The organism is Psychrobacillus sp. FSL K6-4615 (assembly GCF_038008225.1).
Lineage (GTDB): Bacteria > Bacillota > Bacilli > Bacillales_A > Planococcaceae > Psychrobacillus > Psychrobacillus psychrotolerans.
The window spans coordinates 1,817,018-1,833,164 of record NZ_JBBOYQ010000001.1 but is presented as its reverse complement, the minus strand read 5'-3'; the positions used below and the strand labels follow the sequence as shown (position 1 = coordinate 1,833,164).

General features: G+C 35.9%; 15 protein-coding genes. 11 read left to right on the top strand and 4 right to left on the bottom strand.

The genetic code is table 11. The annotated features are described in order from the left end of the window. Window positions 1-157 precede the first annotated feature (157 nt). Together parE and parC are read left to right on the top strand one after the other, a co-directional pair. Entirely contained in the window at window positions 158-2,128 is a 1,971-nt protein-coding gene (gene parE / locus MKX53_RS08900) for a DNA topoisomerase IV subunit B (RefSeq protein ID WP_340910720.1), read from the top strand. Next, complete coding sequence (gene parC, locus MKX53_RS08895; RefSeq protein WP_340910718.1) at window positions 2,125-4,551, top strand: DNA topoisomerase IV subunit A; 2,427 nt, start codon at window positions 2,125-2,127, stop codon at window positions 4,549-4,551. The genes parE and parC overlap by 4 nt, the downstream gene beginning before the upstream one ends. Before the next feature lie 18 nt (window positions 4,552-4,569). Here the strand turns inward: parC and MKX53_RS08890 are convergent, their stop codons facing one another. After that, a complete protein-coding gene (locus MKX53_RS08890; protein ID WP_340762298.1) occupies window positions 4,570-4,785 on the bottom strand; it encodes a hypothetical protein in 216 nt (71 codons plus the stop codon). 142 nt (window positions 4,786-4,927) lie between these two features. Between MKX53_RS08890 and MKX53_RS08885 the strand changes: the two genes are divergently transcribed. The 4 genes from MKX53_RS08885 to MKX53_RS08870 all read left to right on the top strand — a co-directional run bounded on the left by MKX53_RS08885 (window position 4,928) and on the right by MKX53_RS08870 (window position 8,396). Further along, window positions 4,928-5,479, top strand: a complete 552-nt coding sequence (locus MKX53_RS08885) for a copper resistance CopC family protein (RefSeq protein WP_340910716.1) — start codon at window positions 4,928-4,930, stop codon at window positions 5,477-5,479. After that, the gene (locus tag MKX53_RS08880; RefSeq protein WP_340910713.1) at window positions 5,476-6,582 is read left to right on the top strand and encodes a copper resistance D family protein; all 1,107 of its coding nucleotides are present in this window, start codon (window positions 5,476-5,478) and stop codon (window positions 6,580-6,582) included. The genes MKX53_RS08885 and MKX53_RS08880 overlap by 4 nt, the downstream gene beginning before the upstream one ends. Window positions 6,583-6,663: 81 nt before the next feature. Continuing rightward, on the top strand, window positions 6,664-7,173 hold the full coding sequence (locus MKX53_RS08875; protein WP_340910710.1) for a GNAT family N-acetyltransferase: 510 nt from the start codon (window positions 6,664-6,666) through the stop codon (window positions 7,171-7,173). A gap of 260 nt (window positions 7,174-7,433) precedes the next feature. Next, the gene (locus MKX53_RS08870; RefSeq protein ID WP_340913300.1) at window positions 7,434-8,396 is read left to right on the top strand and encodes a nucleoside hydrolase; all 963 of its coding nucleotides are present in this window, start codon (window positions 7,434-7,436) and stop codon (window positions 8,394-8,396) included. Window positions 8,397-8,428: 32 nt separating this feature from the next. Here the strand turns inward: MKX53_RS08870 and MKX53_RS08865 are convergent, their stop codons facing one another. The 3 genes from MKX53_RS08865 to MKX53_RS08855 are packed head-to-tail and all read right to left on the bottom strand — an operon-like array spanning window position 8,429 to window position 12,213. Continuing rightward, the gene (locus MKX53_RS08865) at window positions 8,429-9,553 is read right to left on the bottom strand and encodes a Ger(x)C family spore germination protein (RefSeq protein WP_340910708.1); all 1,125 of its coding nucleotides are present in this window, start codon (window positions 9,551-9,553) and stop codon (window positions 8,429-8,431) included. Continuing rightward, window positions 9,540-10,661: a GerAB/ArcD/ProY family transporter gene (locus MKX53_RS08860; RefSeq protein ID WP_340910703.1), complete on the bottom strand. Its 1,122-nt coding sequence runs from the start codon at window positions 10,659-10,661 to the stop codon at window positions 9,540-9,542. Before MKX53_RS08860 ends, MKX53_RS08865 begins: the two co-directional genes overlap by 14 nt. A 16-nt stretch (window positions 10,662-10,677) precedes the next feature. Continuing rightward, window positions 10,678-12,213: a spore germination protein gene (locus tag MKX53_RS08855; RefSeq protein ID WP_340910701.1), complete on the bottom strand. Its 1,536-nt coding sequence runs from the start codon at window positions 12,211-12,213 to the stop codon at window positions 10,678-10,680. Window positions 12,214-12,439: 226 nt separating this feature from the next. On the opposite strand from MKX53_RS08855, the gene MKX53_RS08850 reads away from it, so the two are divergent. From MKX53_RS08850 to MKX53_RS08830, 5 genes are all read left to right on the top strand, one after another. Continuing rightward, window positions 12,440-12,931: a DUF2975 domain-containing protein gene (locus MKX53_RS08850; RefSeq protein WP_340910699.1), complete on the top strand. Its 492-nt coding sequence runs from the start codon at window positions 12,440-12,442 to the stop codon at window positions 12,929-12,931. A 16-nt stretch (window positions 12,932-12,947) separates the two neighbouring features. Further along, window positions 12,948-13,190, top strand: a complete 243-nt coding sequence (locus tag MKX53_RS08845; RefSeq protein ID WP_340910697.1) for a helix-turn-helix domain-containing protein — start codon at window positions 12,948-12,950, stop codon at window positions 13,188-13,190. Window positions 13,191-13,395: 205 nt separating this feature from the next. After that, the gene (locus tag MKX53_RS08840; protein ID WP_093534220.1) at window positions 13,396-13,602 is read left to right on the top strand and encodes a helix-turn-helix transcriptional regulator; all 207 of its coding nucleotides are present in this window, start codon (window positions 13,396-13,398) and stop codon (window positions 13,600-13,602) included. Between the two features lie 54 nt (window positions 13,603-13,656). Continuing rightward, window positions 13,657-14,154 carry a hypothetical protein gene (locus MKX53_RS08835; RefSeq protein ID WP_340910694.1) on the top strand — a complete coding sequence of 166 codons (498 nt, stop codon included), beginning with the start codon at window positions 13,657-13,659 and terminating at the stop codon, window positions 14,152-14,154. A gap of 266 nt (window positions 14,155-14,420) precedes the next feature. Beyond that, window positions 14,421-15,893 (top strand): amidase family protein, encoded by a 1,473-nt coding sequence (locus MKX53_RS08830; RefSeq protein ID WP_093535650.1) that lies wholly within the window; start codon window positions 14,421-14,423, stop codon window positions 15,891-15,893. The last annotated feature ends 254 nt before the right edge of the window (window positions 15,894-16,147 follow it).

The window sequence follows — 16,147 nt, the reverse complement described above, 5'->3', positions numbered from 1 at the left end:
TATCTAGAATGCTTTAAAAAGGAGTTTGCAATCTAATACATCTTTCCTTACAATTAAATTCTGGCATTAACTACTGAAAAAAATTGACATAATGAGGTTCCATTTGTAGGCTAAAGGAAGAGTAAAGAACAGATGTTTTGTTTTGGAGGGAAAGTATTTGAGTAAAGTTGGAGCAGTAAATAGTTATAGTGATGATGATATTCAGGTCTTAGAAGGCTTAGAAGCCGTTCGTAAAAGACCGGGTATGTATATTGGTTCAACAGATGCAAGAGGTTTGCATCATTTAGTATATGAAATCGTAGATAATGCAGTAGATGAAAGCCTTGCCGGTTTTGGTAATCATATCCTCGTGACTATTCATGCGGACCAAAGTATTACTGTCCGTGATTTTGGTCGGGGGATGCCTACTGGTACACATAAAACAGGAATACCAACTGCCGAAGTTATTTTTACTGTTTTACATGCTGGTGGTAAATTTGGACAAGGTGGTTATAAAACAAGTGGTGGTCTTCATGGTGTAGGTGCATCTGTTGTAAATGCGCTATCTAGCTATGTGGATGTGGAAATTCATCGCGACGGCAAAAAATTCCACCAGAGATTTGAAGATGGCGGAAAAGTTGTTCAATCGTTAACACAAATTGGAACAACAAAAGAAACCGGGACTTCTGTTCGTTTTTTACCGGATGAATCTATCTTCTCCGTAGTTAAATACAATTACGAAACTTTATGTGAGAGATTGAGAGAATCTGCCTTTCTGTTAAAAGGATTAAAAATTGAATTAAAAGATGAGCGGACAGAAGCACACGACATATTCTTCTATGAAACAGGTATAGAAGCATTCGTTTCTTATCTTAATGAGGAAAAAGACGTCTTGCACCCTGTGTTTTACATGGAAGGCATACAAGATGAAATTGAAGTTGAATTTGCTTTTCAGTTTAACGACGGATATTCGGAAACGATTCTGTCTTTCGTAAATAACGTTCGTACACGTGATGGTGGTACGCATGAAACCGGAGCTAAAGCCGCTTTAACACGTGTCTTTAACGAATATGCTCGTAAAACCAATCTTTTAAAAGAAAAAGCCAAAAACTTAGAAGGATCCGATATTAGAGAAGGTATATCTGCCATTATTTCTATTCGAATTCCAGAGAATATATTACAATTCGAAGGACAAACGAAAGGAAAACTGGGTACAAGCGAGGCTAGAAGCGCTGTAGATTCGGTTATTTCTGAGAAATTGCAATATACTTTAGAAGAAAACTCAGAGTTAGCTTCTTCTCTAATAAGAAAAGCACTTCGTGCGCAGCAAGCTCGTGAAGCCGCGAGAAAAGCTCGTGAAGATGCTCGTAACGGGAAAAAACGCAAACCATCTGAATTGTTATCTGGGAAGTTAACACCAGCTCAATCGAGAAATGCTGCGAGAAATGAACTATATTTAGTCGAAGGAGATTCAGCAGGAGGATCTGCTAAACAAGGTAGAGATCGCACGTTCCAAGCAATCCTTCCACTACGTGGTAAAGTTATTAATACAGAAAAAGCAAACCTCGCGGATATTATGAAAAATGTTGAAATTGCAACGATTATTCATGCTATTGGTGGTGGGGTAGGAGCAGAATTCCAAATTGCGGATATTGCATACGACAAAATCGTTATCATGACAGATGCTGATACGGACGGTGCACATATTCAAGTACTATTATTAACATTCTTCTATCGCTATATGAAACCTTTAATTGAAAATGGTAATATATATATCGCTTTACCTCCGCTTTATAAAATTTATAAAGGTGTAGGAAAAAAAGAAGTTTCTGAATATGCATGGACAGAAAAGGAATTAGAAGCTGCTTCCGGACGAATTGGAAAAGGGTACATACTCCAACGCTATAAAGGTCTTGGGGAAATGAATGCTGACCAATTATGGGACACTACGATGAATCCTGAAACTAGAACACTTATTCGAGTGACTATAGAAGATGGTGCCCGTGCAGAAAGACATGTGACCACACTTATGGGAGACAAAGTAGAACCACGTCGTAAATGGATAGAAGCCAACGTAAACTTCGGCTTGGAAGATGACTCAAATATATTAGAAAACGACAGATTACACACGGAGGATGACTTAGCATGACACAAACCGAACGTTATCAAAATTTGCCATTAGAAGAGGTGATCGGTGATCGGTTTGGTCGTTATAGCAAATACATCATCCAAGATCGTGCACTACCTGATGCTAGAGATGGTCTTAAACCAGTTCAACGCCGTATCCTATTTGCCATGTTCCAAGAAGGCAATACAAACGATAAACCATTCAGAAAATCAGCTAAAACTGTTGGTAATGTAATTGGTAACTATCATCCGCATGGTGATAGTTCCGTTTATGAGGCAATGGTGCGTATGAGTCAAGATTGGAAGCTGCGCCATATGACCGTTGAAATGCATGGTAACAACGGTTCGGTGGACGGAGATCCGCCAGCTGCAATGCGTTATACAGAAGCCCGACTTTCTGCTATTTCCCATGAACTTCTACGCGATATCAATAAAAACACAGTAGACTATATTCCAAACTTTGATGATTCAGATTCAGAGCCAGTAGTATTACCAGCTAGATTTCCAAATTTAATCGTCAATGGATCTACAGGTATTTCAGCAGGCTATGCCACTGATATCCCACCTCATGCACTCCATGAAGCACTAGATGCCGTACTGATGAGAATGGAAAATCCAGCTGCCACTGTGGACGAGTTAATGACCGTTATCAAAGGTCCTGATTTCCCGACTGGAGGGATTATTCAAGGTGTAGAAGGTATAAAAAAAGCGTATGAAACCGGAAAAGGAAAAATTATCATTCGTTCCAAGACGGAAATTGAAACGATAAAAGGTGGAAAGCAACAAATTGTCATAACCGAGATTCCTTTTGAAGTGAACAAAGCAAATCTAGTCAAGAAAATTGATGAACAAAGACATGATCGACGTCTTGAAGGAATTGCAGAAGTTCGAGACGAATCTGACCGTACAGGTCTACGTATTGTCATTGAAATGAAAAAAGAAGTAGATGCACATGGTATTCTACAATATTTATTAAAAAACACGGATCTACAAGTGGCTTATAATTTCAATATGATTGCTATTCATAATCGTAGACCGACGATGATGACTCTTCCATTACTTTTAGATTCGTACATTGGCCATCAGAAGGAAGTTGTCACTCGAAGAACGATTTTTGATTTGAAAAAAGCACAAGATCGATTACATATAGTAGCGGGCCTTATGAAAGCTCTCTCTATTCTTGATGAAGTGATCAAAGCAATCAGAGCTTCAAAAGATAAAAGGGATGCGAAAAACAATTTAATTTCTTTGTTTGAATTTTCAGAAGCACAAGCAGAAGCAATTGTTTCTTTGCAACTATATCGTTTAACTAATACAGATATTACGGAGCTTCAAAATGAAGAAGAAACACTCAATAAATTAGTAAAAGAGTTAGAGAATATTTTGGCAAAGGAAACTGCACTATTAAAAGTGATTAAAAAAGAACTTTTAGCAGTGAGAAAACAATTTGCAGAGCCCCGCAAATCAGTATTAGAAGATGAGATTGAAGAGATAAAGGTAACGTTAGATGTTCTTATTCCTAGCGAGGAAGTATATGTAACTGTAACGAAGGACGGCTATATTAAACGGACAAGTACACGTTCCTACACAGCCTCCAATGGGCAGGATTTTGCGATTAAGGATTCGGATTATTTACTGTATAAAGCGCCTATCAATATGCAAAACCATCTACTAATATTTACTTCTAAAGGGAATTATATTTACCAACCAGTACATGAATTACCGGATATACGTTGGAAAGATCTAGGCCAGCATATTTCGAGTATTGTACCACTGGATTCACAGGAAAGAATTATCAAAGTAATGGGAATCGAGTCATTCGACCTGGATTTGAGCGTTTTAACAGCCACGAAAGATGGACAAATTAAACGTTCATTACTTTCCGATTATGTTGTACAACGATACGCAAGACCGATCAAGACGATCAACTTAAAGAAAAATGATGAACTAATCATGGCAGAACTCGTTGCTCCTTCTGACGATGTGTTAATCACGACGTATGCTAGTTATTCTGTTCGCTTCTCTCTAGACGAAGTGCCCATCACTGGTGTGAAAACTGGTGGAGTTAAAGCAATTAATCTAAAAGACGAAGATTATGTTGTTAGCGTCAACCCGATTTCTACACAAAACAAAGAAGATATCTTGTTAATCACCACTAGAGGTGCCATTAAAAAGATGGCTTTAAATGAAATCGAAGCTGGCGTAAGAGCTAAGCGAGGAATACTTACATTAAGAGAGTTAAAAACGAATCCTCATCGTGTATTCGACGTACTATTAGTGGAAAAAAATGACCAACTGATTATAGAAACAGAAAAAGGTCAGGAAACGATACTAGTAAATGCATACCGTCCATCCGATAGATATTCGAATGGTTCGTTTGTAATTGATACAGAAAAAGATGGCGATTTAGTTCGCGTTTGGAAGCAACCAAAAGAAGAGAACTAATACGCGTTACTTTTCAAACTAAAAATAGTCATAATAAAAAGCATTTCCATTAGGTGTTATACCTTCTGTGAAATGCTTTTTATATTTTGTATATTGTTGCTGTAATTTTTCTTTTTTTGATTTAGTCATTCGGACATGGGTACTAAAGTTAACCTCATTTCTAGCTAATGATACATCTTTGCCTATATTACGTATTAGGTGGTCTCTTTTACGTCTTGCAGTGGATTTTGCCATTAAAATCTCTCCTATATATTATATTTGACACATATAGAATATCTCAAAATTACGAAAAATACAAACTTCACACATTCTTCATGGCTTTATGGTATAAGTATAGTGGCATTAATATTTATGCACAAAATTTTGGAGGCTTATTATGAAAAAAATATTATGGATGACAATTGCTTGTGTACTTTTGTTTAGTAATAACGCGCTAGCACACACTGGCTTAGAAAGCTCTACTCCGGCACAAGGGAGTACTGTTACAGAAAAATTAAATGACATTACACTTTCATTTTTAACAAAAATTGAAGAAACTAGCTCCTTTACACTAACGAATTCCTCTGATGAAGAAATAGAAGTAGAAGACATTACTGTAAATGACCATTTACTAACTGGGAATGTTACGGAAAGCTTGGTAAACGGAGCTTACCATATCAATTGGAAAATAATTGGAGCAGATGGTCACCCGATAGAGGGGGTTATTGATTTTGTTTTAGATGCTCCTGAAGAGGTTGAAGCAGTTGAACAAACAACTGAACCCCTTGATGAAGTAGAACCAGTAGAATCTAATACGGAAGAAATAGATATGACAGTTGAAACAGAACAAGAAGAGAAAAGCTCTATTTCAACAGTAGGAATTATTATTGTCTTAATCATTATCGTTGCACTAGCTGCTTGGTGGATGACTCGGAGAAATAAAAAATGATGTTTGTTTTAACCACTATAAGCGAGGCCCTTCTATATGTGTGCTTCGCTTTATTAATGGGGAGCTATATTCTTGCTTTATTCCCAGATGATTTAATACCTACTATTGTTGTTTCTAGAAAGGTAAAACTATTTGCTGTATTAGGTATAGCTATCTTTTCTTTTGTCCCGCTTATTAGCTTAGTCATCTACTTATCCGAAGACTATGGATTATTTCAATCTTTACAGTCCATTTTATTGACCTTCGAGGTAGGGAAATCTTGGTTATTCATGTTCGTTATAACGGTGTTTTTAGGAGTGTATATCCAATTCTTTCACGAAAAGAAAGCACCTTACTATTCAATTATAGGGATAATACTCGTTTTTCTACTTATCTTGGGTGTAAGCTGGTCAAGTCATGCAAACTCTATTGAAAGCTTAAAAGGATTCATCACGCATTTCCTTCACTTTGCATCTGTTGTCATTTGGATAGGGATATTACTTATAGTAGCTTGGTTTTCCAAAAATACGAAGAACTGGCTTTCCTTTTTAAAGTGGTTTCATATCTTGGCGTTGTACTGTTTTGGTATTATAATAATAACTGGTTTATCGTTGATGAGCTTCTCTACACCATTAGAGGCATATCCTGATACTTGGATGGTTTCTTATGGACAAAGCCTACTGATTAAGCATCTATTTATTATTCCACTAATTGCGTATGCTTTTATAAATGGTATTCTCATGAAAAAACGATTACTTAAAAAGGAGAATTTCGATCCTCGTCCTTGGGCAAGAATAGAATTCTTCATACTTCTCCTAATTTTTGCAGCAACGGGGGCTATGAGTCAACAATCACCACCACATAATATGTACGAAACAATAAGTAATGAAGGTTTTTCTTCGTTATTTATACTCTTTCATGATGAAGTTGTATTTTCGGACATAGCTGTTCAATTGGTATTTAGTATAGACGGAGTACTCCTACTATGTATAGCGGTCCTTTTTCTTGTAATGAGCCTATTCTCATTCGTTAAAAAGATGCCGGCCATATTTTCCTTTATCATGAGTCTATTCGTCGTCATAGCGGCTTATTTGGGCTTATTACTAAGTATTCAAATTGTATAATCGGGTTCTTTTAAAAGCATTTCCAACGGTGTATAATCCATCTTGGAAGTGCTTTTATTTATAGGAGAATGGGGAATACAAATGAACCAAGATATAGTGATAACTGAAATGTCCTTCGCTGATTGGAATTCGGTCAGAGAGATATTTGTAGAAGGGATTAGAACTGCGAATGCCACATTTAGAACAGAAGCACCATCATGGGATGAATGGAATGATGATCACCTAACGAATTGCCGATTTGTTGCCAAACAGAATGGTGCAGTAGTGGGGTGGGTAGCATTTACCTCTATTTCTACGATGTGTGCATTTTCAGGAGTTGTAGAAGTAAGTATATATATTGCTTCAACTGCAGCTGGAATGGGGGTGGGTAGTAAATTGCTTCAACATATAATTGATTCTAGTGAGCAAAAGCAAATTTGGACAATCCAAGCCATGATCTTCCCTGAAAACATTGCTAGCCTTAATTTACATAAAAAGTTTGGTTTTGAAGAAGTAGGTACGAGAAAACAAATTGGAAGATTAAATGGAATCTGGCGCGATGTCGTATTACTTGAGCGTAGAAGTAATATGGTCGGTGTCGGTGTTAAATAGCAGCTTGGAATTGGATACGAAAAAAGGGCCATCCCCCTTGAAGGGAACTGGTCTATTCTTCCACTTAGAAGTGATTGCATCTAAGTGGTTTTTTTATTGTTTACAAATTTTAGTATCCCATTTCATTTGTTACTCATTTGAAAAGAACAGGTTAGCCCTTGCTTTTAGCTTCCATAAATATTGGTAAATAATAGGGACTCATTTGTACCATTAGCCATAACATAAGGTACTTAAATAAGAAAAACAAAGGAGGGCCATACCTGAGTAAAAAAGTACTTCTATTCGGTGATATTGGCATCGACGATACGGTTGCATTAATCTATGCAAGTTTAAACAAAGATATAGAAATTGTAGGCATCGTAGCAGATTACGGCAATGTGTCTAGAGAAGATGCTGTATCGAATATATATTATTTAATGAAATTATTTGATTTTCCAAGGGGAATTCCAGTTATCCGCGGGGCGGAGGTACCGTTAACAGGGGAAGAGCCCACTTTCTATCCAGAAATACATGGAGAACATGGACTCGGTCCAATCATTCCGGATGATGAACAAACTGTAATTATCGAAAACTTCCTTGAAATAGTACAAATAATTGAAAATTATAAGGATGAGTTAATAATTGTGAATATTGGTCGACTTACTTCACTTGCCACGATGTTCATACTCTACAGAGACCTTATGACAAATGTGAAAGAATTTTATATTATGGGTGGGGCTTTTTGGATTCCGGGAAATGTCACAACTGTTGCAGAAGCTAATTTTCACGGAGACCCTGTTGCTGTGAATATTGTGCTGACGTACGCAAATAATGTAACGATTATTCCATTAAACGCCACACAGCAGGCAATTGTCACACCTGAGATGGTAGATTATATAGAACAATTCGGGCAAACTAAAATTTTCAAACCATTAATGGAATACTATACACGCTTCTATCAAGAAAGGGACCCGTCCCTACAAGGGAGCCCGGTCCATGATGCTCTCACCCTAATAGCAACGATCTATCCAGAGACTTTCATGTTTGGATCTTATCCAGTTATTATTGTAGATGACCTGGGTGGGCCTTCAAGAGGTCAAAGTATTGCTGATACTCGGCCGTATTCAAACAATAATGGGGAAAAGACTCATCGTATAGCAATTGATATAGATTACGAAAAATTCTTTTATCATTTCTTGTCTGTTATGACAGGTCAGCAAACAAATCGGAATACTAATTTATAAGATTGACTAAGATGAAGTTTTTAAGTCCTCACTCATTCAAAAACGCCACTTCTTAGTATGGTAAGGTCTACTTTAACATTTACTTTCATATTTTTGTATAATTCATGCCATTTTTCCTTTGTTAGTTTAGAGTTTCTTACCGAGCTTCGATACTTATCTCCGAAAGCAAAAATGTCTGATTCCACACTCTGACAGTATGCAATAACCCTAGATATCTCTCTTGACAGGTTTTTACTAATCGCTTCTTCGAGTTTCTTGACAGTTTTGGGATCTCCAATATTTACATCAGGATAAATTTCTGTTAGTCTCGTTTTTATTGTGATATTCAAATCAAATTCTGGCGTATTTTTGTTAATTAATTTCAGCTCTTTCTCAGAAGTAAGAGCATCGAATGCTATAGGAATTTCATCAGGTTTGTTTTTCATCAAATCATTTGGAATTTCCTCCTTTGTCAAAATAGTTTCAAATGTTCCAGATTTATATTTACCTCCAATTAGTTTCACATAAAAAGTATCTTCTGGTCGTAATGAACTTACCATTTTGCCGTTCTTAAAAATAGCAATTCCCGATAATTCCACTAATTCTTCCTCTTTTTTTATGATAGGCATAAATATATCTTCTCCTTCCGAATAAAGATCTCGGCCCACTTCATGGAGAGTAGAGGAAATCATATTTTCTTGTTCAATGTTTTGTTCCAATAACCTAAAAATATGTTGTCCTATATCGTCGATGTTTTGATATTCATATTCCAACAAAGGTGCCACTTCACCCTCCGTTACAGCCATATAAAGACTATTACTGACAGTTGGATTTTCCAGGTGTGCATCAATATAGCGATGAATATCGTCCTTTGCTAACTCTTCTCCAAATAAGACAACTCTCATTTGACCTACTACTACTTTTTTAGATAATTTTCGATTGGTTTTTACTCGATTGCCCTTGCTAGTTGAATTCTCCGTTGTGACCACTTCTACGTTACTTTGAAATTCTGGATTCACTTCACGAACAGCAGAGGTAGTGGCCATCCTTTCTTCTTTTCCGACATCATAGCCAACTAAGGTTACCAACCCAACTCTATCTAATATATTTGTCTCCACACACCCTATAAGGAGACTGGGAAGAAAAAGGATAATGAAATAAAATCTATAGTTTTTCATTGTTTTGCTCCTTTTGTGATGTGAATTTCTTCTTTAGCATCGTAATCAGGTATAACAAAACGGGATAAACAAACACGATATAAAAGGCGGCTTTACCTAGATATGTGTTCATCGTATTTATCTGTGGTCTAGTTTGCACCATCAAAGTACCAAAGAAAGCAAGGACTGAAAAGATCCAAACGAATTTCATGCTACTTACTTTTACTAACCGAATCATCCCGCGATATGCAGCCCATAGATATAAACAAAGATTTGGCAAAATGATTAACATCCAGAAACAAACCGCTACAAACTCAAATCGCTCCATAAAAGGAAAACTGATAAAACTAAACAATGTTAATGTTGCCCAGACAGTTTTAAGGAGCTTGCCTTCCGTGTAGTACGTAATTGAAACCAACATAACGGAAAGATAAATAAATGTGGTAGACAACAATGCTAAGTGCGTATATTTGCTCGTTTTTTTCTTATCTTTAATGAAAGGATAAACTATGTTTAATATTTCGAACCCTATAATGGTAAAGGTCATGGAATGTGCTCCTTTAAGTAAGGAGCTTATATTTGATTCCAAAATAGGAAATAAACTATCAAACGTTGAGAATTTCAGGGGAAACACTAACATTGGAATAATCCAGACAGCGAGTATGACACTAAAAAAAGAGATACCAACCATCACACGCAGTCCACCAGTAAATGCATATATTATTATTAATAGTAGGGTAATCGAAAGAAACCATGTACTAATTCCAGGAAATATCCATGCTTGAATTACTTCAATATAATTTCTCAATACAGAAAAAAACGCTACAAAACAATACAATATATAAATGGCATTCAAAAAATTCCCAATCCATTTTCCATAAACATCTTGCTGGATTCCATAGAGGTCATTAGAGCCATAAACTTCTAAAGTCTTAATCATACAAAAAGCAACTATATGTGTGGCAAATCCTGCAAGGAGAACCGAAATCCATGCATCATGTTTGGCATCTTGATACACAATACGTTGAAAACCATGTACACCAACGCCAATTTGAGCACTGTGAATGACAAAAAACAGCAAATAAGCATTTATCATATCTTTTGGGCTAAGTTGAATTGTATTATTCATTCTGTTCACCTTCAGTTCAGCTGTTTTCAGGTTTAATAGGTTCAGGTTTATATTTTTCTTTATCAACGGGTCTTGCTACCTCAGGCCTCTTAGACGTTAAGGGGTAAGGTAATCGGATAATACTATTTGCCAATCCTTTCAGCCTAGGAGGATAAAATGGCGATAGGTAAGGCGCACCTAGACTAGTTTGGCGCAGAAGATGTATGAGGATAAAACAAAATGCTAGCATAATTCCATAAAAACCCCAAAAGCCAGCAAGTATAATAATAGGAAATCGTATTAGCCTAATAACATTACCCATCATATAACTTGGAGTAGTAAAAGAAGCCAAAGCGCTTAAAGCAACAAATATGAGTAAAATATTACTTGTGATTCCTGCTTGAACAGCTGCTGTTCCAATTACAATACCACCAACAATACCAATAGTTTGTCCAATTTTCGTTGGTAATCTCGCTCCAGCCTCTCTAAGCAATTCAATAATAAATTCAAGTAACAACGCCTCGAATACAGGTGGAAAAGGAACCAATGCTCTCGATTCACTAAGAGGAACCAAAAAAGCCTGTGGAATTACTTCATAATGAAAAGTTAATGCCCCTACATATATAGGTGTCAAAAATACTGATAAAAGAATAGCCGTAAATCTTAAAAGCCGTGAAAATGTAGCAATTTGCCATCTAAGGTTTTGGTCTTCTTGACTTTGAAAAAATTCTATAAATGATTGTGGGCACACAATTGCCATGGAACTACCGTCCACCACTATACCTAATTTGCCGTTTAATAGACCATCACAAAACCGGTCTGGTCTTTCCGTCAGAAGCATTTGTGGGAAAGCTGACATAGAATTGTCGTCAATCATTTCTGATAAAACGGCACTATCGAGTAGTGAATCAACATCGAGATCAGTAATTCTTTGGCGCAACGTGTTAACCATCTGTTCATTTGCAATCCCATTAATATACAGAAGAGCAACGGAAATATTTGTCCTTCTTCCTACTATGAACTTTTCATTACAAAGATCTGGACTCACAATATAGCGACGTATCAAGGAAATGTTAGTAGATAGACTTTCATTGAACCCGACCTGAGCACCAATTACTTGTGATTCGTTTTCAGGTGTAGACAAACTACGAGATTCCAGTTTCGGAATATTAGCCATTATTACTTGAGTGTGCCCTTCCATATGGATAAGCACTGAACCAGTAACAATTGATTTTACGATCACGTCCAAACGAGTGGATGCATTTATCTCTGGTATGGAAAGTGCAGCCTTTATAGCATCTGGCGTATCAACTGATTTTTTTTGGAGATTGGAGATAACATGATCGTTTAACACTTGATCATTTACTAAATTGTCTATATATATGAGAGTAATATTAGGTGGAATGTCTTTCACGATTAAATCAGAAGGATCCTGAGTTGCATCTTTGATCAATTGAACAAAATCCATCTTCAGCGGTGTCATCATACCTATATCTTTTCGCGGAGCAGCTGTTTCTACGGGTGTTTTCTCCTTGTTGTGCTTACTTTTACTGAAAGGTAGTGGAAATTTCATGTTGAAACAAGGCTCCTTCCATTTCTAAACTTACTTTATAGAATGGGCTTTAACAGGCAAAACTATACTTTTTACATTTACTTTTAATAAATAATAAGTAGCTTAGTGAATTTAATTACTAAAAATCTATTTTGCAATAATTTTATAACGTATTTTAATAATTATATATTGATAAACGATAAATTAATGCTATTATGAATGTATATTAAATGTAGGAGGTACTTTTATGAAACGAGGATCAACAATTTTTCTAAAGTTAGCTGTTATTCTTATGGGAATCCCCGTTCTCGCAATGTGTATTTTTTTATTGCCCCAAATAGCTAGGGAAGCCAAGGAGGCAATAGAAAAAGGATCGGAATTAGCGTATGTGGTATACGGACTTTTAACAGTAATATATATTTCCGCAATCCCTTTTTACCTTGCTTTGTACCAATCTTTTAAACTATTAAATTACATTGATAAAAACTTAGCTTTTTCGGACTTTTCTGTTAGAGCCCTAAAGAAAATTAAAACCTATGCGATTATTATAAGTAGCTTATATGCTGTAGCTTTACCATTTGTTTTTATCATGGCAGAGGTGGATGATGCACCAGGTTTAGTAATAGTCGGGATGGTACCTGTTTTTGCATCCTTAGTAATTGCCGTTTTTGCTGCTGTCCTTCAAAGGCTTTTGAAAGAAGCGATAGATATAAAAGAAGAAAATGATTTAATAGTCTAAATCTGAGGTGAATAATATGGCAATTATTATCAATATTGACGTGATGCTCGCAAAACGAAAAATGAGTGTAACGGAACTTTCAGAAAGAGTTGGAATCACAATGGCCAACCTTTCCATATTGAAAAATGGGAAAGCAAAAGCAGTGCGATTATCCACATTAGAAGCTATTTGCAAGGCGTTAGAATGTCAGCCAGGAGATTTATTGGAATACAGAAGCATTGACGAAGATCCGCAAGTAAATAGTTCATTAAACAGGTAGAATATAGTACCAACGAAAGGCATCGAGAAAAATCTTGGTGTCTTTTTTTATTTGTTTGCTAGCGGTAATCATATAGCGATGTGCAACTATACCATACATATGGAGAAATAAAAAAAGTAAAGTTAATTAAACATAAAGTAAAATAAACTATACAAAATGACAAATCAACTATACAATAATTTTAAATGTTAGGAGGGGGAGCCATTTGTTAAAAAATCGGGTTAAGGAATTAAGGGCCAGATTTAATTTGACGCAAGGAGACCTGGCGGAAAAGACTGGCGTAACTAGACAAACCATTGTTTCTTTAGAAAAAGGAAGTTATACCCCTTCGTTACTGCTTGCTATGAATATTGCAGAGGTATTTAAAGAACCAATCGAACAAATTTTCTACAAAGAGGAGAACAAGTCCTAATTGTTTTAGTATATTTATGTATTTTAATGCTTGTAAAAAGAAAGGGGTTATATAATGAGAAACTTGTCCATATCCATTGTTTTACGTATATTACTTATTATTTCATTCGCTCTGGTCGCTTTTATGCAGGTAAAAGACACTCAGCTTTCTGATATGTTTTTAAATGATGAGATTAGTTTCGAATATTATAAGGAAAATGAGATTAATACTAGTATGTATGGTTTAATTTTTGTCATTTTAGCCTTGATAAATTCCTGGTACACTAACTATCTTTCGAAGAAACGGAATAATGGGAGAATTCTTATGAGGGAAATAGTTATTCCCGAAATGAACCTAAATAACGATGAAAGAGAAGCTGAAATTACAGCCAAATCGGCTAAAGCAGCATTCTCCGTAATCATTATAGCCACATTCATAGTGCTAGCATTTTTTGCGTTAGTCATTCCATATTTGGATAACCCTTTGCCATATTCTGTTTTTACTATTGCTGCACTACCGATAATTGGACTTCTCACATACTACATCACATATAGAGTATTGTATTTGAAGTAAGGAGGGAGAGGTTTAACTTAAATGGATAACACTTGGCAAAGGAGAGAGGGCCTTTGGGTTTGGTTATGGAAGGTTAGAAATGATGGAGACTTATCCATATCTAGATCAAAATAATTAAATTAAAAACCTCCATTGCTATCACACTGCAGTAGAGGTTTTATGCTATTCTGAAGTGGGACATAAGTTAATGTGTTGTATTATTCTTTATATCTTAATATTCAGTTTTTATAAATATTTTTAACATATCGGGGGAAGTATTAGTGACTATGGTTTTTAATAAGTTTTGCACAGAAGAGTTAACAATTAAAGATATTCAAAATGCCATGGAGAACGAAGATTTAACATCAAAGGAATTGGTAATCTATTATTTAGATAGAATTGCTAAGTTCGACCAAGATGAACCAAACTTAAACTCTGTACTAGAGATAAATCCAGACGCCATTTTTATAGCTGAAGCATTAGATCAGGAAAGAAAAAGAAAAGGTACTCGAGGACCTCTCCACGGCATTCCGGTATTTTTAAAGGATAATATTGATACGTGTGATTTTATGCATACTAGTGCAGGAACTCTTGCATTAGAGAATAATATTGCAAGCAAAGATGCATTTCTTGTTGAAAAACTGCGTAATGCAGGAGCGGTAATTTTAGGTAAGACAAATATGACAGAGTTGGCTAATGGTATGTCCACTGAAATGTGGGCCGGTTATAGTTCCAGGGGTGGACAAGTATTAAATCCTTATGGGAATCTCGAACTTTTTGTTGGTGGTTCTAGTTCTGGTTCTGCTGTTGCAGTTGCTGCTAACTTCACTGTTTTATCTGTCGGTACAGAAACAGATGCATCCATTCTAAGTCCGGCGATTCAAAATTCTGTGGTGGGTATTAAACCGACTGTAGGTTTAATTAGTCGAAGAGGGATAATTCCTTTTACATACTCTCAAGACACAGCTGGCCCATTTGCAAGGACGGTTACGGATGCTACAATTTTACTTAATGCTTTAACTGGACTAGATAGGTTTGATCCGGCAACATTTAAAAGTAAGGGTAAAATTGAAGAGGACTATTCCATTCATTTAGATTCTGATGGATTAAAAGGAGCTAAAATAGGAGTCTTTAATAACGCATCTAGTGATTTTCTTAACTCGGATGAGTACGATGACAAGTTGTTTAATGATTCCGTTGATTTGATAAGTAGCTTAGGAGCTATATGTAAAGATATTGAGATCCCTTCCGTCCATAGAGATTGGAAGTGGGGGGTAACTTTGTACGAGCTAAAGCACAGTTTAAATAATTACCTTTCTAAACTCCCGTCTAATGTACCAGTACACTCAATTACTGAGTTAATAGAGTTTAATAAAGGTCTGGAAGAAAAGACTCTAAAATATGGACAGAACAAATTGGAGCAAAGAGAATCATTCCCAAACACATTAAGAAACCCGGAGTATTTAGTCGCGAAAATAGAGGATTTATATTATTCACAGGAACAGGGAATTGACCTTGCATTAAAAAAATACGATCTTGATGCGATCCTTTTTCCATCTTATGTAGGTTCAACTATTTGTGCAAAAGCGGGATACCCATCAATTGCCATACCAGCGGGCTATATGAAAAATGGCAAACCTTTTGGTATAACATTCGCAGGGACTGAATTTAGTGAAGGTACATTAATTAAACTTGCATATGCGTTTGAACAGGCTACAAAACATAGACAAAGCCCAGTATTACTATACCCTAACCCATAAGAGGGAAGGGTTAAAGGAGGAAATATTAGTTTATGTAAAATATCATTGTTTGAACAGAATCACAAGGAAAGATAAAAAACTTTTCTTTCACAAGAAAAGTAAAGTGTGTTAAGTAATCAATCAATAAGAATGAGGTTGACGATTTATTTGAAAACCTAATTAACAGAAATATTGAAGTAAGAATACTACCTAATTTCGAGAGATCCGGGGAAAGAAAATTATAAAAACAAATTTTGATTATCCTTAAAAAATCT